At 40.4% G+C, this 22,347-nt stretch carries 17 protein-coding genes and 2 tRNA genes; 17 read left to right on the top strand and 2 right to left on the bottom strand.

The window, feature by feature from the left end:
- The first annotated feature begins 118 nt into the window (after positions 1 to 118).
- From DC077_RS03025 to DC077_RS03015, 3 genes are all read left to right on the top strand, one after another.
- Positions 119 to 2,308 carry a type I secretion system permease/ATPase gene (locus DC077_RS03025; RefSeq protein ID WP_239990388.1) on the top strand — a complete coding sequence of 730 codons (2,190 nt, stop codon included), beginning with the start codon at positions 119 to 121 and terminating at the stop codon, positions 2,306 to 2,308.
- Between the two features lie 91 nt (positions 2,309 to 2,399).
- Positions 2,400 to 3,623: a beta-barrel domain-containing protein gene (locus DC077_RS03020; RefSeq protein WP_109201251.1), complete on the top strand. Its 1,224-nt coding sequence runs from the start codon at positions 2,400 to 2,402 to the stop codon at positions 3,621 to 3,623.
- Positions 3,624 to 3,750: 127 nt separating this feature from the next.
- Positions 3,751 to 4,215, top strand: coding sequence for a DIP1984 family protein (locus tag DC077_RS03015; RefSeq protein WP_109201250.1), 465 nt, complete (start codon positions 3,751 to 3,753; stop codon positions 4,213 to 4,215).
- 313 nt (positions 4,216 to 4,528) lie between these two features.
- On the opposite strand, the gene DC077_RS03010 is transcribed toward DC077_RS03015, so the two are convergent.
- Complete coding sequence (locus DC077_RS03010; RefSeq protein ID WP_133243404.1) at positions 4,529 to 4,741, bottom strand: hypothetical protein; 213 nt, start codon at positions 4,739 to 4,741, stop codon at positions 4,529 to 4,531.
- A 450-nt stretch (positions 4,742 to 5,191) separates the two neighbouring features.
- On the opposite strand from DC077_RS03010, the gene DC077_RS03005 reads away from it, so the two are divergent.
- The 12 genes from DC077_RS03005 (at position 5,192) to DC077_RS02950 (ending at position 19,808) form a co-directional block, all read left to right on the top strand.
- Complete coding sequence (locus DC077_RS03005; protein ID WP_109217821.1) at positions 5,192 to 6,820, top strand: ABC transporter substrate-binding protein; 1,629 nt, start codon at positions 5,192 to 5,194, stop codon at positions 6,818 to 6,820.
- Between the two features lie 315 nt (positions 6,821 to 7,135).
- Positions 7,136 to 8,833: an ABC transporter substrate-binding protein gene (locus DC077_RS03000; RefSeq protein ID WP_109201247.1), complete on the top strand. Its 1,698-nt coding sequence runs from the start codon at positions 7,136 to 7,138 to the stop codon at positions 8,831 to 8,833.
- 201 nt (positions 8,834 to 9,034) lie between these two features.
- Positions 9,035 to 9,688, top strand: coding sequence for a hypothetical protein (locus tag DC077_RS02995; RefSeq protein ID WP_109201246.1), 654 nt, complete (start codon positions 9,035 to 9,037; stop codon positions 9,686 to 9,688).
- A gap of 13 nt (positions 9,689 to 9,701) precedes the next feature.
- Positions 9,702 to 10,877 carry a hypothetical protein gene (locus DC077_RS02990; protein ID WP_109201245.1) on the top strand — a complete coding sequence of 392 codons (1,176 nt, stop codon included), beginning with the start codon at positions 9,702 to 9,704 and terminating at the stop codon, positions 10,875 to 10,877.
- A gap of 60 nt (positions 10,878 to 10,937) precedes the next feature.
- On the top strand, positions 10,938 to 12,365 hold the full coding sequence (gene pilQ, locus DC077_RS02985) for a type IV pilus secretin PilQ (RefSeq protein WP_157953474.1): 1,428 nt from the start codon (positions 10,938 to 10,940) through the stop codon (positions 12,363 to 12,365).
- Between the two features lie 78 nt (positions 12,366 to 12,443).
- Positions 12,444 to 12,968, top strand: coding sequence for a shikimate kinase (locus tag DC077_RS02980; RefSeq protein ID WP_109201278.1), 525 nt, complete (start codon positions 12,444 to 12,446; stop codon positions 12,966 to 12,968).
- Positions 12,965 to 14,041 (top strand): 3-dehydroquinate synthase, encoded by a 1,077-nt coding sequence (gene aroB / locus DC077_RS02975; protein WP_109201243.1) that lies wholly within the window; start codon positions 12,965 to 12,967, stop codon positions 14,039 to 14,041. The genes DC077_RS02980 and aroB overlap by 4 nt, the downstream gene beginning before the upstream one ends.
- Positions 14,042 to 15,028 carry an AAA family ATPase gene (locus DC077_RS02970; protein WP_109201242.1) on the top strand — a complete coding sequence of 329 codons (987 nt, stop codon included), beginning with the start codon at positions 14,042 to 14,044 and terminating at the stop codon, positions 15,026 to 15,028. It abuts the gene before it with no gap.
- Between the two features lie 110 nt (positions 15,029 to 15,138).
- Positions 15,139 to 17,082, top strand: coding sequence for an ATP-binding cassette domain-containing protein (locus DC077_RS02965; RefSeq protein WP_109201241.1), 1,944 nt, complete (start codon positions 15,139 to 15,141; stop codon positions 17,080 to 17,082).
- A 56-nt stretch (positions 17,083 to 17,138) separates the two neighbouring features.
- On the top strand, positions 17,139 to 17,480 hold the full coding sequence (locus DC077_RS02960; protein WP_157953473.1) for an outer membrane protein assembly factor BamE: 342 nt from the start codon (positions 17,139 to 17,141) through the stop codon (positions 17,478 to 17,480).
- A 128-nt stretch (positions 17,481 to 17,608) separates the two neighbouring features.
- On the top strand, positions 17,609 to 18,256 hold the full coding sequence (locus DC077_RS02955) for a Maf family protein (protein WP_157953472.1): 648 nt from the start codon (positions 17,609 to 17,611) through the stop codon (positions 18,254 to 18,256).
- Between the two features lie 175 nt (positions 18,257 to 18,431).
- Positions 18,432 to 19,808 (top strand): tetratricopeptide repeat protein, encoded by a 1,377-nt coding sequence (locus tag DC077_RS02950; RefSeq protein ID WP_109201238.1) that lies wholly within the window; start codon positions 18,432 to 18,434, stop codon positions 19,806 to 19,808.
- 189 nt (positions 19,809 to 19,997) lie between these two features.
- Here DC077_RS02950 and ftsY read toward each other — a convergent pair whose 3' ends face one another.
- Positions 19,998 to 21,596 carry a signal recognition particle-docking protein FtsY gene (gene ftsY / locus DC077_RS02945; RefSeq protein ID WP_109201237.1) on the bottom strand — a complete coding sequence of 533 codons (1,599 nt, stop codon included), beginning with the start codon at positions 21,594 to 21,596 and terminating at the stop codon, positions 19,998 to 20,000.
- Positions 21,597 to 21,846: 250 nt separating this feature from the next.
- Here ftsY and DC077_RS02940 point away from each other — a divergent pair.
- Positions 21,847 to 21,923 (top strand) — tRNA-Val (locus DC077_RS02940).
- Positions 21,924 to 21,932: 9 nt separating this feature from the next.
- Positions 21,933 to 22,009 (top strand) — tRNA-Ile (locus DC077_RS02935).
- Positions 22,010 to 22,347 lie beyond the last annotated feature (338 nt).

Below are 22,347 nucleotides of genomic sequence, written 5' to 3'. Positions count from 1 at the left end.
TTATTATCAATATTTCTGTATTGATATTTATCAAAAATGTATAATAAGTAAATAAGTTTAACTGTGGTTGGATTAGTTCTATCACTTAAAATTAATGATTAATGTTGGAAGTAAGTTTGTGAACGAGAACGAAAATATTGAAGCAGTAACCAAAGAGAGTCCTGAGACTAATGAATCTAATGAGACCAATAACGGGTCTAATAAGAGAGATTATAGCTCATGGATTGAAGCCATTTTAATGGTGGCGAAACATTACCGTATCGAATCTTCAAAAGAGAATATTTTATTGACTAGCCATTGGCTTAGTGATCGACCTGTAAGCGATGTGTTACGAAGTATCGCTCGGCAGGCGGGTCTAAGCTTTAGTGTCATAAAATTAGAAGATTCAGAACTGTCAGTTTGGCGCTTACCGTTAGTTGTGCAATTGAAGCAGGGCCAAATTGGGGTCATCGATGCGATCGATAAAGATGGTGATCTGGGCATTACCTATTGTGGTGATGGGGGCTTAAAGAGTCGTATTACGCGGGAAGATCTCTTAGAGAACACTACGTTAGCGATTGTTTTAAGACCAACCCATACAGTTAGAGATGCACGAGTTGATGAGTATATAAAGCCTCATGATCGGAAATGGTTTAGAAAGATTGTTTTAAGAGATTGGAAACCATATAGCCATATTTTCATCGCTTCATTTGTTGTGAATGTGTTGGCTTTGGCGGGTATTCTCTTTACTCGACAAGTTTATGACCGGGTTATTCCGGCAGAATCTTATCCGACCCTCTATGTTCTCTTTAGTGGGGTTTTTGTTGCCATTATTTTTGGCTTTATTATGCGTAAACTGCGAACGAGAGTAACCGATCTGTTAGGGAAGCGAGCAGATATGCGTATATCAGATCGTGTTTTTGGGCATGTATTACGTATTAATAATATGCATCGGCCTAAATCGACCGGTACATTTATCTCGCAAGTTAGAGAGTTAGATAGTGTGCGGGAGTTGTTGACCTCAACTACCGTAACAGCATTTGCCGATATGCCTTTCTTTTTTCTATTTTGTTTTGTCTTTTGGTATATCGCCGGCTCTTTAGTCTGGATTCCTATTGGTGCTGTTATTTTAATGGTGTTGCCGGGTATTTTGGCTCAGGGGAAACTACGCGCTTTTGCAAATCAAGCGATGAGAGAATCAGCATTGCGAAATGCGATGTTAGTTGAAGCGATCCAAGGAAATGAAGATATCAAAACACTACAGGCGGAGCATCGTTTTCAAACACAATGGAATAATTACAATGCTGTTTCAGCCGATGTTAATTTACGTCTTCGCTCCTTAATTAGTACGCTCAATAGCTGGACGCAGAGTGTGCAGACATCCGCTTTTGCTGTGATTGTTCTCTTTGGTGCGCCGATGGTGATGGAGGGGGATTTAACAACAGGGTCCTTAATTGCAGCATCTATTTTAGGGGGAAGAATGATTGCGCCGATGGCGGGAATTACTCAGGTATTGAGTCGTTGGCAACAGGCGAAGGTTGCTTTAGCCGGGATTAATCAATTGATGGAGCTTCCTGTTGATCATCCGCCAGGAGAGAAGCGAGTTCATAAGAGTGCGATTGCCGGCCATTATCAGATTAAAAATGCACAATTTTTTTATCATGCAGAGAGTCAAGCGCCCTCATTAACGATAGAGAATTTAGAGATCAAGCCAGGAGAAAAGATTGCGGTTCTTGGGCGAAATGGTGCCGGAAAATCAACCTTATTACAGGTTCTTTCCGGACTATTAACTCCTAAGGGTGGCGTTGTCACGCTCGATGGGGTTAGCCTTGCCCATATCGATCCTGCTGATGTTCGTCGAGATGTTGGTTTGATGAGTCAAAACTCTCGTCTTTTCCATGGAACCATTCGTGAAAACTTACTCTTTGGTGCCCCATTGGCAACAGATGATAATCTTATTCATGCCCTCAATATGACTGGGGCTGCGGGTTTTGTAAGTCAATTGCCTACCGGATTAGATTACGTGATTGCAGAGGGAGGGCATGGTCTATCGGGTGGTCAGAGACAATCTCTGTTACTAGCAAGACTCTTTATCCGTAATCCCCATATTGCACTGTTAGATGAGCCAACTTCAGCGCTTGACGATGTCACGGAAAAGGGCTTTATTTCAGCATTAGAGGGTTGGAGTATTGGAAAAACATTGATCGTTGCCACTCACAAGATGAGTGTTGTGAATCTGATGGATCGTATTATCGTCATTAATAATGGACGTATTGTTTTAGATGGTCCTAAAGAGAAGATATTAGCGCAATTATCGGGGAAGAAGTAATTCAGAGATGACAGTAAGCAAAGCAGACTAAAGCTAGCGCTTTCTAGAAGAGATTTTCCCCGTAGATATTAGAGAAATTTAAGAGGTTTATATGAGTAAAGCTGATAAAAAGCACGATCTCTTGTTATTAGATTATGAAGATGATCAACGACGCTATAAGGATCATATTGGTGAATCTGAAATAGTAAAGTCGTCCCGTATTATTTGGGCGTTTTTACTGCTATTGGTAGCGTTAATTACCTGGTCCTATTTTGCGGAGATTGTTGAGGTTTCCACCGGATCAGGAAAAGTGGTTCCGACCTCTCGAGAGCAGGTAATTCAATCTTTGGAAGGAGGGATTATCTCTGAACTTTATGTTCGGGAAGGGGATATTGTCGATAAAGGGCAAGTATTGGCTCAGTTAGATCTTACGAAAACAGAGGCAACTGTAGAGGAGAGTGCGGCAAAATATCGCGCTGCACTAGCTAGTATCGCACGCCTTGAGGCTGAAGTTGATTATAGTGAGTTGGATTTCCCTGATGAGTTAGATGCTTTTCCTGAATTGATTCAAGCGGAGACACGCCTCTATCAAACGCGTAAAAAAGCGCTTGAAGAATCTGTTAAAGGTCTAGAGCAATCGCTAGCATTAGTTCAATCTGAGTTGGAATTGACACGATCCTTAGCGCAACAAGGGGCAGCGAGTAATGTTGATGTTTTAAAACTTCAGCGTCAAGTAGTCGATCTTGAATCACAAATTACAGATAAGCTTTCTGAATATATGGTTCAGGCGCGTGAAGAGCTGAGTAAAGTCCAAGCGGAAGCGGAATCATTAGAGTCAGTGGTTCGAGGTCGGGAAGATTCTCTTTCACGTTTAACCTTGCGCTCCCCCGTTCGTGGCGTTGTTAAAAATGTGATGTTAACGACTCGAGGAGGTGTCGTACCTCCTAATGGTGAATTGATGCAGATTGTCCCTTTAGATGATCAGCTCTTGATTGAAGCACGTATTTCGCCTCGAGATATTGCCTATATTCATCCAGGGCAAGATGCTAAGGTGAAGATTACAGCATATGATTACTCTATTTTTGGAGGTCTTGATGGCAAGGTGACAGTCATCTCTCCTGATACCATTCAAGATGAGACAAAGCCTGATGTCTTCTACTATCGCGTCTTTATCTTAACAGAGACCGATTCTCTTATAGATAAGAAGAGTGGAAATGAGTTTCCTATTGTGCCGGGAATGATCGCAACTGTTGATATTAAAACAGGCGATAAGACAGTATTTGATTACTTAATGAAGCCATTTGGTCGTGTTAAAGAGGCGTTAAGAGAGCGTTAGGGAGCGTAAGACCTGTTAAGAGTGGATCAATATGAGCCAAAATCAAATGTTGATCAAATGTCGATTAAATGTTGATTAAATTACCGATTTAAATGCTACGAACAGATTGAGGAAAAGGATAATAGAAATGAGCTCGATAACATTAGGAGAAGCACTCAATAACCGTGCTGATCTTCAGACAAAAATTGCACAGCTGACAACACGTTTAGGCGGTAACATTAAGGTGCAAGAAGGTGATGCCCCAGCGCTATCCCCACAAACTTTAAAAATGGAGCTTTTTGCGGCAATTGATGCCTTAGGGGCGCTTATAGAGCGGATTAATAAGACCAATATCGCCACCGATTTTGATGAGAGAAGAAAGCTTTCAGAGGCATTGATTGAGCGAGAAAACTTAATGAAGAAGCGCCAGGTTGTTCAGCAGATGATCGACAAAGCTTCAGAAAATAGTAATCGTTACAGTATGTCGGAGATTAAGTTTATCTCTGTTGTAAATGTTGAAGCGTTGAGCAAGGAGTATGATCAGCTCTCTAAACTTTGGCGAGAGCTTGATAATCAGATCCAAGCAATTAATTGGCGTACAGAGTTACTTTAAAGGTACAATTAGTTTAGGCAATATAGAGAAGGCGAGTACAAAACTGATTACTGTCATAGCATTAACAATGCACTCTTTAACGATTAACGTTAAGAACAGTTAACCCCGTAGCAATGCTACAGAACCAGTGATATTTAACTATTAACTACCAAGTACTGATTCTCTATATGGGTGGGAAAGGGGTATCCCTAGCTTTAAGATTCTATTTTAGAATTTTATTGCTAGGGATTTTTTATCTTTAATCTGAATCTTGATATATATATCTATCTATATCTATATTGCAGCAGTCGCAGTTGTACGAATAGTAGAGAGGCTACTGATGCTGCTCACTATTCCCTTCGAGCGTTGAGAGCTCACAGTTATTATTTTGATTGCCATCAACAACACATTTTTCTAATCGTTTTGCGGCATCTACCCCTTGGGCACACGCGCTTAAAAGAAGTGTGGCGCTAGCAATTAGTAGTAATTTCCTTAACGGATTACTCTTCATATTCATCATTCTCTTTATGTTCATAAGACGTTTCATAAGACGTTCCTTTTTTATCTGATCGATTATAATTTTATTGTGGTTTTATTGTAATCTGATTGCCGTTTGAATTGTTATTCGACAGCTATCTATTTGTGACTCGTTTGTGATTTATTGATCTATTACCTGAAATTTGCATCTTATTTGTTCACACTTTTGAATTGGAATACTTTTATCTTTTTTATCCCGTGCTATAGTGAAAATGTTAAAAATTAAATGTAAAAGTGGGAATGAAAAAACCTAGAAAAAGATCTAACAAAATCTAATAAGTTTGATTATCTGTAGATTACCTGAAATGTTATCGAAGTGTTATTTATTATTGAGAACATTGTTCGGAAAGTAACGAGCGATTTTAATTTTACTATTAGAGCTAGAGTTAGAGTAGGGGTTATTTCAAATAGCGCTTAATTGATCGCTTTAACCACTTTTATCACTATGTTAGGAGAGATTATGAAAACAGGATTTGCAAAGAGTCTATTAGCATCGGCATTAATTGCGACGATGGCGATCAGTGGTGCCGTTGGGGCAGAGGTGCCGGAAGGTACTAAGCTTCACAAAGAGCAGAAGTTAATTCGAAACAATGGTGCAGAGCCTCAATCATTGGATCCTCATAAAATTGAAGGAGTACCAGAAGCAAATTTAGCGCGAGATCAATTTGAAGGGCTTGTCAATATCGATCTCAATGGTGAGATTCGCCCCGGTGTTGCAGAATCTTGGGAGAATGATGATTATCGCGTTTGGCGCTTTAATCTTCGTAAAGATGCGAAGTGGTCTAATGGGGATCCGGTAACGGCGGAAGACTTTGTCTATTCTTGGAAGCGTCTTGTTGATCCAAATACGGCATCTCCTTATGCAAGTTATCTACAGTATGCTCATGTTGAGAATGTTGATGATATTGTAAATGGTAAAGCAGACCCTGATACATTAGGTGTTCGCGCGCTCGATGATCATACATTTGAAATCACTTTAAGTGAGCCGATCCCCTATATTGATAAGTTAGTAGGACATACCTCAACAGTTCCGGTACATCGTGCTACTGTGGAAAAATATGGTAACCAGTGGACTGCGCCGGGGAACTTTGTGAGTAATGGTGCTTATAAGCTGAAAGATTGGGTTGTCAATGAGCGCATTGTTCTTCAGCGTAATGATCAATATTGGGATAATGATAAAACTGTGATCGATGAGGTTACTTTCTTAGCGATTCCTTCAGAAGTGACAGATGTGAATCGTTACCGTAGTGGTGAAGTTGATATGACTAATAATGCTATTCCGGTCGATCTCTTCTCTCGCTTACAACGTGATATTCCTGATGAGGTGAAGATCTCTCCATCACTCTGTACCTACTATTATGAGATCAATAATGAGCAAGCACCTTTTGATGATGCTCGTGTAAGAGCAGCCGTTAAATTGGCACTTGATCGCGATATCATTGCAAATAAGGTGATGGGGCAGGGGCAGACTCCCGCTTTTGGCTTTACACCTCCTTCTACAGTCGATATGGAAGCAATTGAGCCTGAATGGTTCCAGTTAACGCAGAAAGAGCGTAATGAGAAAGCAAAACAGCTTTTAGCGGATGCTGGATATGGTCCGGGTAATCCGCTCTCTTTTACATTACTCTACAATACTTCAGAAGCCCATAGAAAAGTGGCGATCGCCGCAGCATCGATCTTAAAGCAGAATGCCGGCATTGAGGTGAAACTTGAAAATCAAGAGTGGAAGACCTTCTTAGATAGTCGTCATCAGGGAAATTATGAAGTAGCTAGAGCTGGTTGGTGTGCTGATTATAATGAGCCATCAAGTTTCCTTAATATTATGCTCTCTACAAGTAGTAATAATACTTCGCACTATAAGAGTGATGCCTTTGATGTGGCAATGCGTAAAAGCATTACAGCAGCGACCGAGGATGATCGTGTGAAAGCATACCAAGAAGCGGAAAGAATTCTTGATGAAGATAGCGCCATTGTACCGATCTATTACTATGTCTCACCTCGTTTAGTGAAACCTTACGTTGGCGGTTATAGTGTGAATAATCCTTTAGGATATGCTTATACAAAAGATATGTACATTATTGAGCACTAAAATATTGAGTATTAAAATCATTATTTGACTCATTGTCATTGAAGAGTAGACAAAGAGCAGCTTGATGGATCAATCCACTTAAGCTGCTTTTTTTAATAGTTATAAAACGCAATAAGAGCTGGGGTAGGATACCTGCTCATTTGTAGATTAGCTCGTTTTAAGTGCATCTCAATAAGAGATAAGCGTAGTTAAAGAAGATTACTTATCATAAAATTGAAACTGAAACTGAAACTGAAACTGAAACTGATATTAAAATAAGAGTTAAACAGGCGTAATAGAAAAGTAAAATACAGAAGACTTTAAGGAGATATGTTGATGGAGCAGAAAAACCGTTTTTATAGGGCGCATCGAGCGCTATTACCTATCACCGTAGGGTTTGCTGTTTGGGGCGCTTCGATCGAATTAGCCTTTTCTGCGATTGTCCCTGAACAGATCAAATTAGCTAAGGAGCAGCGTTTAGTACGAAATAATGGTACCGAGCCACAATCACTCGATCCTCATAAGATTGAAGGTGTTGCAGAATCACATCTAGCGCGTGATCTCTTTGAAGGGCTTGTCATTATCAATGATGATGGCGAGATGGAGCCTCGCGTAGCGCATTCGTGGGAGAATGAGGATTTCATTGTTTGGCGCTTTAAGCTTAAGCCTGGTCTTAAATGGTCCAATGGAGATCCGATCACTGCCTCAGACTTTGAATATTCTTGGAAACGATTGGCAGATCCGGCAACAGGGTCTCCTTATGCTAGCTATCTTCAATATGCGCATATTGATCATATCGATGAGGTAATTTTAGGAGAGCGACCCGCGGATGATTTAGGTGTTCGCGCATTAGATGATGAGACATTAGAGGTACGACTATCAACTGCAGTGCCCTATTTTCCACAGCTTTTAGCACATACGGCAATGTCTCCTGTTCCGAGAAAAGTGATAGAGAAATATGGTGATCAGTGGACTAATGTCGGAAATTTTGTTGGAAATGGCGCGTATCAATTAGCGCAATGGCAGGTTAATGAGTTTATTAAGCTACGACGTAATAGCGCATATTGGGATAATCAGAATACGGTGATTGATGAAGTTCTTTTTTTACCGATTACTTCTGAAGTTACCGAGGCGCAGCGTTATCGTGCCGGCGAAATCGATATTACCGCCAATATTCCTATCGATTACTTTCAAAAGTTACAAGCGGAAATTCCTGATGAAATTAAGATAAGTCCTTATCTTTGTACCTACTATTATGGAATTAATAATAGCCGAGAACCATTTACCGATATTCGGGTACGAGAAGCCTTAAAATTAGCGATCGATCAGGAGTTATTAACAAATCGGGTAAAAGCACAGGGCGATCTTCCTGCTTATAGTTTTACGCCTCCGTATATTGCCGGGATTGAGGCCTTAAATGTTCCAGATTGGTTCAAGTTGCCGATGGAGGAGCGAAGTGCTCGCGCGAAAGCGCTCCTAAAAGAGGCCGGATATGATGAATCAAATCCTCTAAAAATTAAATTACTCTATAACACCTCTGATCTTCATAAAAAGATGGGAGTTGCAGCCGCCTCATTACTTAAACAGAATGCCGGCGTTGAGATGACGCTTGATAATCGGGAATGGAAAACATATGCCGATAGCCGCCGGGCTGGAAATTACGATGTTGTGCGTGCCTCTTGGTGTGCTGATTATAATGAGCCTTCAAGCTTTTTAAATATGATGATCGGAGATAGTAGTGTCAATACCGTTCATTATAAGAGTGATGAGTTTGATCAATTAATGAAACAGACTTTAACTGCAAAAGATGATCAGGAACGGGCGCATTTTTATCAGATCGCAGAAGAGAAGCTTGATCAAGATTCTGTGATTATCCCTATTTTCTATTTTGCTAATCTTCGTTTAGTTAAGCCTCATGTAGGGGGATATACAGGGAAAAATCAGTTAGGTTATTACTATACCAAGGATCTCTATATTATTGACCAAGATAGTCTTGATCAAGACAGTGACACTACTAATAGTGACAATAAGTGATCCCAAGAAGTAAGAGGTAAGAAGCGTCTCGCCACAGTTGATAATCATTTATAGGAAGAATCATTGTGAGAATTCCCCACTTTCCCAGGAATCATAAATAGTGACTAAATTTTGAAATATTTAGAGTTGTGGGTTATTAAATATATCAATTATTAGATCAGTTATTTTAGATCAATTATTCAGAGGTGAAAGGGAGGGAGAGTGGAGATTATTATTACCGAACTTCCCAATCCTAATGAAGATCGTAAAGATCATGTCAATCATAAAGAGCAATTTCAAAGAGGATCTAAAAGAAAGCATTTACAAGATCTTGTTAAGGTCATTTTCTACCCCTTCCTCTTATTGATCACTCGATTGAGATTGATCTGGCGTAAACAACCTATTTTAGCGGAGCTATTAGGAGTTGCACTTCTAATATTGACGATGATTCTCTCTTTAGTTATCGGGAATTACTTTTCTGTGACAAAGATTGCGATGGAAAATGATCTTCTCAAAGAGCAGATTCAGATCACTCAGCAAGAGATTAGAGAGCAAGAACAGCTATTGCAGCCACTCTATCAGTGGTATGATCTACATGATCTTCAATCTAAGAGTCGATTAAGATCTCTTCTTACCTCTTTTACACAATTGGAATCTCTCTTTCCTGAGCAATTTTATTTTACCGCTTTAAGCCGTGAAAATAGGCAATCTCCATTAATTTTAACAGGTCGAGTTGCCTCTTTTGATCTAATGCAAGAGATAGTATCTCTCTTTAAAGAGGCTCAGTGGGAAGTGATAACAGAAGTCCATGCTGATGGAGCGCCTCTTCTTCTTTTTACGCTTCTATTGCAGCCACAATCTAAAGTAGCAGACTAGATGTGGAGGGGCGATGAAGCAGGCATTGATTGAGTTAAAGCAATTTTTTAAACGAGATCTTAATGAGTTCCATTGGTATGATTATTGTCAGCTATCGGCTAAGAGTCGTTGGATATTGTTGGTGATTTTGCTCCTCTTATTGAGTTATATTCTATTGAGTTGGACCCCTCTTAAAATCGATTTTGGCCAGCGTTCAATGGAACTTCAATTGCAAGAGCGTTATCAAAGAGAGTTGGACTTTTTAATCGAGTATCGAGAAGCGCAGGTTCAGCTGATTAATGATCCTATCTTCTTCGCGTTAAAATCAGAGATTGAGCAGCAATTTGATCAATGGAAGCAACGTGGAAGTTTAGCGGATCATTTCTATCATCTCTTTTCGAAAAAGGGATTAGAGATTATCTCTTTAACGCCGACTTATGAGCGAGAAGAGGGGGGTGAAGGCTGGAAAATTGAGTTGCAGGTGTGTGGAGATCCCTCTCTACTCCTCAATACACTTTTAATATTTACACAGCAATATCGACACTATTTTCCCGAGATTGAGAGATGGAATCTCGCAGGTAATAAGAACGCTTGTACCACAAATTTGCCGGCAGGAGATATGTTGGAGGTGGTACTAATATTTTATGACTTTTTTACACTTAAAGAGGAATGGATCTCTCAAAATATAACGCTGTCCTCTACTTGGATGCCTTTAAAAGCGAATGATATTATCACTCATCTCCTATCAACTAGATCCACTTTGCAGCAATGGAGCGAGCGGGTTGCTCAAAGTCTTTTCACAGAATTGGAAGATAAAACGTTAAAAGAATCATCATTGCCATTTATCACTCATCTCTCCTATAACAAACTCTCCGATGGAGAGATGAAATCTCCCTTAGATTCAAGTTCGGCGATCGACTGGCGCGTTGGGGAGGTAAATGATGGTATTCGTTTTTTAGGTTTAGTTTTTAGGGAAGAGGCTTTAGCACAACCTCTAGGAAGAAGAAAAGCGAATCTATTTAATATTTCAAATGAAATTAAAGAGCGGGGAGTGGCGCTTTTTCGTCTCAATGAAGGGCAAACTGTAGCATTAGCCCTAACTTTTTTAACATCGAATGGTATAGAGGTTGATTTTTATAATAACCGACTTCGATTATCTGATATCAAATTAATTGATCTACTTCGAGAAAAAGCGCATGAGCGCCAATGAATTCATTACGTGAAGATTTAGCATGATGAAATTAATAGTCATATCGATGGAGGAATGCGGATGGAGGAATGGGAAAAAAGGGGATCGATAGTAGGGGATAGGAGGTCTCTGAACTCTATTTTGAAGCAGTTTATTCTGTCTATCATTTTGAGTCTGGTAGGGAGTTTAGCGCTTTGCGGGGCAGATCTCTCGACTCTCTCTTCCCAAAGCGTTAATATTCTCTCGGATGCTGCTTCGAATAGTATTTCGATCGAAGAGCATGAGCAAGATACTCATGATGGAGCAACTACTTTAATTGAGGAGCCTTATTTCTCCTTCTCATTAGACGGTGTTAGCCTCTCCTATTTTGTTAATCTATTGGCAAAGGAGTCGGGACGAAATATTATTGTTGACCCTTCAGTTGAACAGACAATAACCCTCCATCTCAATAAGATGCGATTTTCTGAGATCTTAGAACTCCTACTCATTTATACAGGGTTAGAAGCTACCGAGGTGAATGGAGTTACCATTATTGCAAGTAGTAGGGCGCTTACAAGAATGAAGCGAGAGAAACGTCTGACAGAGGTAGTTGCACTCCATTATGCGGAGGCAAAAGATCTTGCCGATATTTTAAGAGAGAAGAGTGGTCAGAGCGCTGGTGAGAGAAATTTCAGCGTAGGAATTGATCATCGTTTAAATCAGATTGTTCTCACCGGCTATGAATCTGAGATTAGAGAACTAAAACGTTTGATTCATCGTTTAGATCAGCCCGCACAACAGGTGGAGATCTCCGCTTATATTGTGGCAGCTTTTGATGATTTTGCTAAGGAGTTAGGGGTCAATTGGGGATTGAATTATCAGCGAGGAGCTTATGAGGTTTCTGGGATGATTCCTAATGATCAGGCGGGAGTTGGTAACTTTGGTGGAAAATTGGGGAGCTTAACCTCATTAGGGGTTCCTCTTCCTGATTTTTCCATGGGGTATATGATTTTAGGAAAAGGACTTAACTTAGGGCTTGAGATCTCCGCGATGCAGTCAGAAGGGCGGGGCGAGATGCTCTCAAATCCAACGATATTAACCACTAGTCGTCGAGCGGCATATATTAAGCAGGGGACAGAAGTCTCCTATTCAACAAGTTCAAATGAAGGAACCAATACGGAGTTCAAAGATGCGGTAATGGAGCTCAATGTTGTTCCCCAAATTACTCCTAATGGAAAGATATTGATCGATATTTTGATCTCTAAAGATGAGATCTCAGGATATGACCCTAAAGGGGAGCCGATTATCTCTAAAAAAGAGCTCAAAACAGAGGCGCTTGTTAATCATGGGGAGACCATCGTCCTTGGAGGAATTTATGAATATGACACGGCAACAACGATCTCGGAGGTTCCTTTTTTAAGTCGCCTCCCATTTTTAGGGAAGCTCTTTCAGCGTGAAGGAAATAAAGAGAAAAAGGCAGAGTTGTTAATATTTATTAGACCTAGAATAGTTGATACACTGAGCAATTGATAAAAGTTTAAGGTAGAGAATGTTTAATTCTTAGGGGAGGGGGAATTGTTGAAGAATAATATCTATTTAGTAGGCCCTATGGGTGCCGGTAAATCAACTGTTGGGAGATTGTTAGCGGAGACTTTAGATCTGACTTTTTTTGATAGTGATCACTATATCGAAGAGACAACGGGTGTGACGATACCTTATGTTTTTGAGCTAGAAGGAGAAGCGGGCTTTAGAGAGCGAGAGAAGCGTGCAATCGCTACATTAACAGCAAAAGAGGGCATTGTTCTTTCAACGGGTGGTGGGGCGGTTTTAGCGAAAGAGAATCGAGCGCTTTTGGCCAATAATGGAATTGTGATCTATCTCAATGTATCGCCGGAGATTCAGTATGAGCGTGTTCGATTTGATAATCAGCGTCCTCTCTTACAGCAGAAAGATCCTTTAGCTGTTCTTAAAACGTTATATCAACAGCGTGATCCGCTCTATCGGGAGGTCGCTGCATATATCGCTTTTTCAGACAATATCCCCCCGAAAGTGGTTGTTAGTGGTATCATAGAGGGCATTGTTCAAAATCGGGTGCCTCTCCCTGAGTGGCTTATAGGAAGTGATGATAGATGAAGACCTTAACTGTAGATTTAGCTGATCGCTCATATGATATTGAGATCGACAAAAACCTATTAGCAACCAAACGTTTTGTAGAGGAGTTCCCTTATACGCAGCGATTGGTTTTAACGAATAATACAATTTATGCTCTCCATTCAGATCGGATTTTATCGCTTGTAGAGGGTAATCGGGACCATGTCGTAATTATTGAAGATGGCGAGCAATATAAGAATTTGACCTCCTTTGCTCAGGTGCATACTCGTCTTTTAGAATTAGAGTTTAATCGCAGAAGTCTTTTGATAGCTTTTGGCGGTGGAGTGATTGGTGATCTTGCAGGATTTGTCGCGAGTACTTATCAGCGCGGAATCGATTTTATTCAGATTCCAACAACGCTTCTTGCACAAGTAGATAGTTCGGTCGGCGGAAAAACGGCTGTTAATCACCCATTAGGGAAAAATATGATCGGAACCTTCTATCAGCCTAAGCGGGTTTTAATTGATCTTTCATTGCTCGAAACTCTACCGCAACGGGAGTATATCAGCGGTCTTGCCGAAGTTTTAAAGTATGGTTTTATTCAGGATGCTCCTTTCTTAGAGTGGATGCGTCTCAATTATGAGGCGATTTTAGCAAAAGATCCCGAGGTTATATCGGAGATGATCTATCACTCTTGTGCTTGCAAAAAAGAGATTGTCGATCAAGATGAGCGGGAATCAGGGATTCGGGCAACTCTCAATTTAGGTCACACCTTTGGGCATGCAATTGAGAAGCTGATGAAGTATCAAGGTATTCTCCATGGCGAAGCGGTTGCAATAGGAATCAATATGGCAGGTTATCTCTCCTGTCGAATGGGGTATATCAGTAAAAAGGATCAACTCTATATTACTTCTCTCCTAGACCTCTTTGGTCTGCCGTGTATCGCGCCTGAAGCTTTTTCCGCTTCAGCATTTCTAAATGCTATGCGATTAGATAAGAAGAATGTGACACAACAGATACGCTTTGTTCTTTTAGAGAGCATTGGTAAGGCGATTATTACGGATGCCGTTCCTGAAGAGTTTATTGTTGAAGCTATAGAATTTGGAACACCATAGATGCGCAGAGATGAGTTTATGCATAAACTACCTTGGTTATCATTAGGTCCTATTGAGGAGGTAATGCGACGTGTAGAGCAACATATTAGTATGGGGCCGGGAGATTTTTTCTCTATTTATGGTCCCTCTGGTTGTGGTAAATCTCGATTTATGATGGAGTTGAGTCGCCGGTTAAATGAGTATGGGAATATTGTTGCTCGTGAAGTTACTGCTGGACAAGGATCTATCTTCACGAAAATTGCTGCTCTTTTAGAGTGTGAGGCTAGTGAAGAGGCGATTATTGAACGTCTTAAAGAGATCCCCCCTACCGGCTTAAAGATGGTGCTGCTTGTTGATGATGCTGATCAGTTAACTTCTGAGGAGCTCTCTTTTATCTATCGCACAAAAGAGGCGATCAATAAGAAAGGGCTTCGAAGAGGTGTCGAAGAGATCCATGTAGTCATTGTTCTCTTTATGGATCTTAATAATCAGGATATCTATTCAAAAGAGCTCTTATTGCATTCGAAAAGTTTTACGATGGGGCCGATCAATCATATGCAGATTAAAGAGCTGGTTTGGCATATCTATAAACATCATGGCAAAACAGCAGATTGTTCTTCTCGAGATTTAAATCGTTTACATGCATTCTCTTATGGCTATCCGGGGCGCATTGTTCGTCTTGTTACTACCGAACTTCAACCAGCATTTACCCTCAATAAAGCATTGCTCTCTTGGATTATTCTCCTCTCTATTTTAGTGATAGGGATGATCTATGCCGCTTTTAACTACGAGAAGAGCTTAGCTTTGATCGGTTTTGGGGAGAGTGAGCCGACAGAAGAAGTCTTACAATATCCAGAGATATTGATTCCCTCAAAAATTACAGAACCCTATTTTGAAGGGGTGAAAAAGGCGATCATCGAAGCTGAAAAAAGGGTGATTGCAGCCCCATTAGGGATAGTGATTATTCAGGGAGAATCTTCAAAAAATGAGGAGTCGATCGATCAATAATCATTTATCAGTCATCATTTTTTATTGAAGCATGGCAATTGCAATTTTAGATCTATGTTAGCTCGATGCCGATAAAAAATAATATTTTAAACCATTATTTTGGGAGTTTTATGGTACTACTACGTTTACAGGATGTCTCTTTAGCTTATGGCGCAAAACCGCTACTAAAGGATGTAACATTTGCTATTTCAAAAGGGGAGAGAGTCTGTTTAGTAGGCCGAAATGGGGAAGGGAAATCTTCTCTTTTAAAAGTTGTCTCTCAAGAGATTATCCCTGATGGTGGTGAAGTTGTCTTTAGTGATGATTTAAAAGTTGCCAAGTTAGACCAAGAGATTCCGGCAGATTTAGAGCAGACAGTCTATGAAGTTGTGACAAGTGGTTTGAGTCAAGTGGGTGAGAAATTACAAGCGTATCATGCAATGATTGATGCTGATGATGTGGACTTGACGAAATTAGGAGTACTGCAGAGTGAGCTCGATCGATTAGATGCGTGGACAATTGATTCGAGAGTTGCTGAAATCTTAACAAGATTAGAGCTAGATGGACAAAAGAGAATGAATGAGCTCTCCGGCGGTTGGATACGTCGTGTTCTATTAGCACGAGTTTTAGTGAGTGATCCTGATCTTATTCTTCTCGATGAGCCGACAAACCATCTCGATATTGAGATGATTGAATGGTTGGAAAAGACTTTAGTTGATCTCTATCGTGGGGCTCTGCTCTTTGTTTCCCATGATCGTCAATTTTTAGATAATGTTGCGACAAAAATTATTGAATTAGATCGAGGGAATTTAACAGAGTATCCAGGTTCATTTGCCGATTATCAACGATTTAAAGAGATAGAGCTTCATAATGAAGCGCAAGAGAATGCACTTTTTGATAAGCGGTTAGCGGAAGAAGAGGTTTGGATTCGCCAGGGGATTAAGGCGAGAAGAACACGAAATGAAGGGCGCGTTCGAGCATTGAAAGCGATGCGACAAGAGCGTAAAGAGCGTCTAGATCGCCAAGGAACAGCGCTATTACATCATGAAGAGGCACAAAAATCGGGAAGACGAGTTCTTTATGCTGAAGATATCTCCTATTCTATCGCCGGTAAAACCTTGATTAAGGATTTCACTTTTACATTGATGCGGGGCGATAAGGTTGGAATTATTGGCCCTAATGGGGTAGGAAAATCAACGCTAGTAAAACTATTGATGGGGGATCTTACCCCTGATAGTGGAGAGATTGAGCGTGGTACACAGTTAGAAATTGCCTATTTTGATCAGTTGCGTACTAAACTCGATCTAGATGCAACGGTGAGTGATAACGTTGCCGATGGAAGTGATTTTATCGAGCTCAAGGGTAAAAAAAGACATGTAATCAGTTGGTTGCAAGATTTTATGTTTACGCCTGAGCGAGCAAGAAGTCCGGTAAAATCTCTATCCGGTGGTGAACGAAATCGCCTTCTTCTCGCAAAATTATTTACTAAGCCTTTCAACTTTTTGGTGATGGATGAGCCGACAAATGATCTCGATATTGAGACATTAGAGCTGCTAGAAGAGTTAGTAGCCAATTATGAGGGAACACTTCTCTTGATCTCCCATGATCGGGCTTTTTTAGATAGTGTTGTCACCTCTGTCTTGGTCTTTGAGGGAGAGGGGAAAATTGGCGAGTATATCGGTGGTTATAGTGATTGGCAGGAGCGGCTCAAGCTTGAGAGAGCTCAACAAGCTGAGAAAATAGAAAAAACTGAAGCAACTCGTAAGAGAGAGAAAAGTAGTGCAAAAGAGTCCCCTGATAATGGGAAGACTGCCGGGAATGATCGGGAGAAGGCGGGAGATGAAAAGAAACCTAGGAAGTTGACATTTAAAGAGACTCATGAATTAGCACAACTTCCTGAAATAATTGCACAATTAGAGAGCGATATTGAATCATTAGAATCACTTGTGCAATCGGCGCAATTCTATCAAGAGAGCCATCTTTATCAGACAGAGAAGTTGACAGAGCTTGCGAAGAAGAGTGAATTGTTGGAAGAGAAATATGAACGTTGGTTAGAACTTGAAAACATTCAATAGAAATTTTGGGAAAAAAGGGTATGATTTATGACTACTCTTTCAGGAGATTAGTGAAGATGAAAATGATAAAACCTCTCGTTATATTGGGTGCAAGCCTACTCTTTTTTGGATGTTCAATGCATCGGGTTGATGTTGTTCAAGGCAATTATATTGAAGAGACTCGATTAGAAAACTTACAGCCAGGAATGACAAAGCATGAAGTGCAGATGTTATTGGGCACGCCTTTAGTTATGGATGTCTATGAGCCTGATGTTTGGTACTATGTTTTTCAACACTCTACCTCAAGCGGTGAAGTGAAGAAGGCACGGACGATTAAAGTTCACTTTGATCCACAAGGGCATTATCTCTATATAGAAGGAGATCGTGCGCCAGAAGAGATAGTTGATGAGAGTCGTTAAGAGTAGCGAGTCAAGTGTGTTAAAAGTATCGGGGCAAGAATTGTTAAGCGTCGTCCACTCGAGTAGATAAGATTTATCCTATAGGATAAATCTTATTTTCTATGCCATTATTTTATGGGGAGCACTTAATGAGTCAAAATGAAATGAACCATTATGAAATTTTATTAGCATCTCGCTCACCGAGACGGCAAGCATTGTTACAGCAACTTCAGATCAACTATAGAGCGGTTGATGTTGAAGTTGATGAGTGTGTTAAAGGGTGCATCATGCCAGAATTCTATGTTAAGAGTATGGCTGAAGCGAAAGCGATGGCAGCACTTGCCGAATATCGCGATCAAATCAGTAGTAGACGATTGCTTTTAACTGCTGATACGGTGATTAGTTACGCTGGAAAGATTATTGGAAAGCCAGAGAGTGAGGCTCATTTTCTGGAGATTATGCGTAGGCTCTCTAACAAAACCCATACAGTTTTCACAGCGATTACATTGGTTGGCCTTGATGATAAACCGGGATCTCTTGCGACTGCAAAAGAGAAGTTTGTCACAATGTTGAGTGAGAGTTCAGTGACATTTTCAATTTTGCCGGAAGACTTTATTCATCATTATTGGCAAAGTGGGGAACCGCAAGATAAAGCTGGTGGATATGCGATTCAAGGAATGATGGCTGGTTATATAGAATCTATCGAAGGAAGTTATTCCGGCATTATGGGGTTGCCGCTATTTGAATTGAGGAAAGCTCTGGAAGAATTTGGTTATTATCTGATGGAGAGAGAATAACCGGCCGGAATAGATATATTGACGGAAGATCTGGTGTGTATCTGATAGATAAATAATCTAGAGAGCGTAAATAGAGGATGGGGTAAATAGAAATGGTCCCGGTGATAGGAATAAGTTTGTTTGATAACTATTTCTAGCATAGATTGTATCTTAAACATAAATATCGGTTTAAAAGATGAATTCATTAAAGAGAGAAGAAGAGAAGCAAGAAGTTGCACAAAAAGAGAGTGTTGAGCGCTCAACAACTGAACTTCAAGAGAGAGCTATTGAAGATCCCTCTATAGAGGAGGAGGAATCCCCAACCCTTTATAATGATGTTGCGGTTGAGGCTTCTCATGCCGAGTTATTAAACGAGCCTCTCGAATTTACTGTAAAAGAGTATGATGGTGATGAGGCGATGGGTATTACTGGTATTGCCGGTGGTGTTGAGTCGAGCAGTGGTTTAACACACCTGAAAGCTCCTTCATTTGTTGCAGATCGATCGACGCCAGAGCTATTAGACGTAACGTTAGAGAATGATGCTGTTAGCGCCTCGAAACTTAGTGCTGAAAGTAGAAGTGACTATTTGACCGGGGAGCGTTTAGAGCCTGTGATCTCCGATCAAACTGATCATCAGGTCGAATCTTTTAGTGCAGTTGATCCACTTCCTATCGATAATCTTAAGGAGATGGAGCAGGTAACAACAACTACGTCAGCAGAAAATGATGAATCGGGTAGCGATGAGCAACATATTAAGCCTCCAAAAAAACGACGAGGGAGTCAATTAGGTATGGGATGGTTTCAAGGATTTAGTCTATTTGTATTTGGCTTGCTCTTTATTGGGCTGGCTGCATTTGCCTATTTTATGTTTGGAGAGGAATCGCTCTATAATGGCAAGGAAGTTAAATATGTCGCAGTCCCTAATGAGGACTCAGGTGCGATGGCGGCATTGAATCCTGCAATTCCAGAAGAGGAGCGTCAGCGTTATATCTATGTTCCTAAAGCGCCAAGAGAGGTTGTTGATGTTGCGGAAGTGGAAATGCCATTGTTAGATGGGGCAGAAGAGCAGACATTTACTCAGGTGGAAATACTGAGTCGTAATGATGCCGCCGGCGATGATGAGATCTCTGTAGAGACAATGGTGGAAGAGTCTCCTGCTTTAACATTACTATCGCTTGATGATTCGGTAGGGGATCTCTCGCAAGAAGATCAGGCGCTAATTGATGGTTATCTTCTTCAGGCTGATATTGCCTATACGCAGGGTAATTATGTGGGTGTTGATCAAAATGATGCTTACCATTACTATCAAGAGGTTTTGAAATTAGATCCAGAAAATAGTGCAGCGCAACAAGGTCTACTCAATATTGCAGATATCTACTATCGTAGTGCTTATGATGCATATAATTATGGGCAGTTAGATATTGCAGAGCAGTATGTTGCAATAGGTTTAGTTGTTCAGCCTAATCATAGCGCGCTCTATCAGCTTAAAGCGGTCATAGATCAGAAGCGAGCAGAATCTCAATTTGATATCCCTACCTTTAATCAGGGAGTGCAAGGCTTCCAGTTTGAATAGAGATGCGCGCTTAGAGTTATGAGAAGTTACGACTATTCAACTTAAGTAAGTGTAAAGAATTGAATAGATAAGTAGAGATAAAAGTATAGAGAAAGTACAAAAAGGCCCTAGAGATTTTAGATCTTTAGGGCCTTCTACTTATAAGTTACTTAAAAATTACTTAAGAGTAATTTACTTAAGAGTAATTTATTATTGCTCGCTCTTTTCGATCTCATTCTCTTCAGTTGAGATTAAGGCATCTACAAACTCATTTGAGTTGAATGGACGGAGATCATCGATTGTTTCACCGACACCAATAAAACGAATTGGAATCTCAAGTTCTTCGGCAATAGCAAAGAGGATTCCTCCTTTCGCCGTTCCATCAAGTTTCGTAAATGTCATCCCGGTAATCGGAACAGTTTCATTAAATTGGCGTGCTTGATTGAGTGCATTTTGACCGGTAGAAGCATCAACGACCAGCATCACCTCATGGGGAGCGCTTGCATCATGACGTTTAACTACACGGTTAATTTTTGCTAGTTCCTGCATTAATCCTGAGTCAGTATGGAGCCTGCCGGCAGTATCAGCAATTAGGATATCGATTTTTCTAGCTTTCGCAGATTCCATAGCATCAAAGATCACAGATGCCGGATCAGCTCCCTCTTTTTGCGAAATCACAGGGATCTTATTTCTTTCACCCCAGACTTGTAATTGCTCTACCGCTGCAGCTCTAAAGGTATCGCCGGCAGCTAACATGACAGAACGGCCTTCAGCTTGAAACTTCTTAGCCAATTTCCCGATGGTTGTTGTTTTTCCAACACCATTTACGCCGATCATTAAGATGACATAAGGAGTATGCTCTTCATCGATCACTAATGGTTTTGAAACCGGCTCTAAAATTGCTTTCATCTCTACTTTGAGGGCAGCAAAGAGCTCATCAACATTAGAGAGTGATTTGCGAGAGACAGAATCGCGAATAGAGGTCAGAAGTTGATCAGTGACATTGATACCTACATCCGCCATTAAAAGACGAGTTTCTAACTCTTCTAAGATCTCTTCATTGATCTCTTTCTTACCGAGAAATAGATCTGCAAGCCCTTCAGTAATATTATTACGAGTCTTACTTAAGCGACTTGTTAAGCGGGCAAAAAAGCCCTTTTTCTGTTTGGGTTTTTCTTGAGTAACTTCTACATACTCCTCAACCACAACCTCTTCATTCTGCTTTTCATCTACTGAGTGATCTAATTTTTCCTCAGATGCTTCTATTGCGATCCCAGCTGCGTTTGGAGTCTCTTTTTCGTTAGTCTCTTCCTTTGGTTCATCTTGCTCTTGAGAAGGGGAGTTTTCTGAGAGTGATTCAGTGGAAGAGGTTTTAGCAGAAGGTGATTCGACTGCGCTCTCCGTTACGACAGATTCCTCTTTAGTTATCTCACTTTGTGGTTGATGATCATCTTCCGGAATCGAGTTTTCAGTTGCAGCTTCCTCTACCGCCTCTTTAGCATCAGTAGCAATTTCTTCTAGAAATTGATGCTGTGCTGGTAACTCTTTAGGAGAATGATGTTTCTCATGAGGTTTGACGGAATCTTTAAATTCATCGGCAATATCATGAGCAACTTCTTTAACTATCTCTTCTACAGTGGAGAGAGGGAATGACTCTTCCTGAACCGATGTCAGCTTTTCATCTGTAATAGGAGGCTCGACCGTCTCAATAGGAGATTGTTCCTGAATAGGAGTCTCTTTAGGGGGAACGTTCTCCTCTTTTTTGCCGCCAAATAATCTACTAAACCAACCTTTTTTCTTTTCAGCCATAATCTCTACTTCTTAGTTTGATATTCTGTTTTAGAATCTATAAATGGGGGTTAAATTTAAAGGTTATTCTATCAGTTAATCTTAGAGTTTGCTCTTTTCTCTACTTATGGTATTATTCTAAATCTTAATTAGGTTCATTAGGCTCTGTTAGCAGATAGCGATATGGAGTTAGGGTTGACTAATTATTAGCTAAACCAAAAATAAGGCTTGTCAAACTCCAAAATATATTGCATTATATGCATCTTGCTTCAGGCGTATAGCTCAGTTGGTTAGAGCGCCACCTTGACATGGTGGAGGTCGTTGGTTCGAATCCAATTACGCCTACCAAATCTATAAGGGCCTTTAGCTCAGTTGGTTAGAGCTCTCGACTCATAATCGAGCGGTCGCTGGTTCGAGCCCAGCAAGGCCCACCAACTAAAGAGTAAGGCAGTAATTATAAGCTATAAAGCCCAACAAATTACATTTGTTGGGCTTTTTTGTGAGCAGTAGTCAAAAGATGCATGCATATTGCATGAGTAAAGTCTTGTGATTCATCATTTTGAAAAAATAATTATTAGAGAAGTTATCATTAATTAGTCATTAGGGAATACCTTTACCATGCATTTTATTAATGGTTTTGGTAGGGCAGAATAATAGAGTTGTCGTTTCAATAATAATGGTTGTCAGTTAGTTAACTGTTGACTGTTGAATTATGCATCGAATGCTTTAAGTCGTTATCAACTATTAAAATAAATGTGGCACTTCTATTGCG

Source organism: Ignatzschineria cameli (assembly GCF_003121895.1).
GTDB lineage: Bacteria > Pseudomonadota > Gammaproteobacteria > Cardiobacteriales > Wohlfahrtiimonadaceae > Ignatzschineria > Ignatzschineria cameli.
The sequence above is the reverse complement of the archived record's forward strand: the minus strand, read 5'-3'. Positions and strand labels throughout refer to the sequence as shown.

Bases quoted from the DNA above. Each gene is read 5' to 3' on its own strand.
- DC077_RS02980 (WP_109201278.1), top strand. From the start codon at position 12,444: ATGGGTGCCGGTAAATCAACTGTTGGGAGATTGTTAGCGGAGACTTTA.
- ftsY (WP_109201237.1), bottom strand. From the start codon at position 21,596: ATGGCTGAAAAGAAAAAAGGTTGGTTTAGTAGATTATTTGGCGGCAAA.
- DC077_RS03005 (WP_109217821.1), top strand. From the start codon at position 5,192: ATGAAAACAGGATTTGCAAAGAGTCTATTAGCATCGGCATTAATTGCG.
- DC077_RS02955 (WP_157953472.1), top strand. From the start codon at position 17,609: ATGAGTCAAAATGAAATGAACCATTATGAAATTTTATTAGCATCTCGC.
- DC077_RS02960 (WP_157953473.1), top strand. From the start codon at position 17,139: ATGAAAATGATAAAACCTCTCGTTATATTGGGTGCAAGCCTACTCTTT.
- aroB (WP_109201243.1), top strand. From the start codon at position 12,965: ATGAAGACCTTAACTGTAGATTTAGCTGATCGCTCATATGATATTGAG.
- pilQ (WP_157953474.1), top strand. From the start codon at position 10,938: ATGGAGGAATGGGAAAAAAGGGGATCGATAGTAGGGGATAGGAGGTCT.
- DC077_RS03020 (WP_109201251.1), top strand. From the start codon at position 2,400: ATGAGTAAAGCTGATAAAAAGCACGATCTCTTGTTATTAGATTATGAA.
- DC077_RS02970 (WP_109201242.1), top strand. From the start codon at position 14,042: ATGCGCAGAGATGAGTTTATGCATAAACTACCTTGGTTATCATTAGGT.
- DC077_RS02950 (WP_109201238.1), top strand. From the start codon at position 18,432: ATGAATTCATTAAAGAGAGAAGAAGAGAAGCAAGAAGTTGCACAAAAA.
- DC077_RS03015 (WP_109201250.1), top strand. From the start codon at position 3,751: ATGAGCTCGATAACATTAGGAGAAGCACTCAATAACCGTGCTGATCTT.
- DC077_RS03000 (WP_109201247.1), top strand. From the start codon at position 7,136: ATGGAGCAGAAAAACCGTTTTTATAGGGCGCATCGAGCGCTATTACCT.
- DC077_RS02965 (WP_109201241.1), top strand. From the start codon at position 15,139: ATGGTACTACTACGTTTACAGGATGTCTCTTTAGCTTATGGCGCAAAA.
- DC077_RS02990 (WP_109201245.1), top strand. From the start codon at position 9,702: ATGAAGCAGGCATTGATTGAGTTAAAGCAATTTTTTAAACGAGATCTT.
- DC077_RS03010 (WP_133243404.1), bottom strand. From the start codon at position 4,741: ATGAAACGTCTTATGAACATAAAGAGAATGATGAATATGAAGAGTAAT.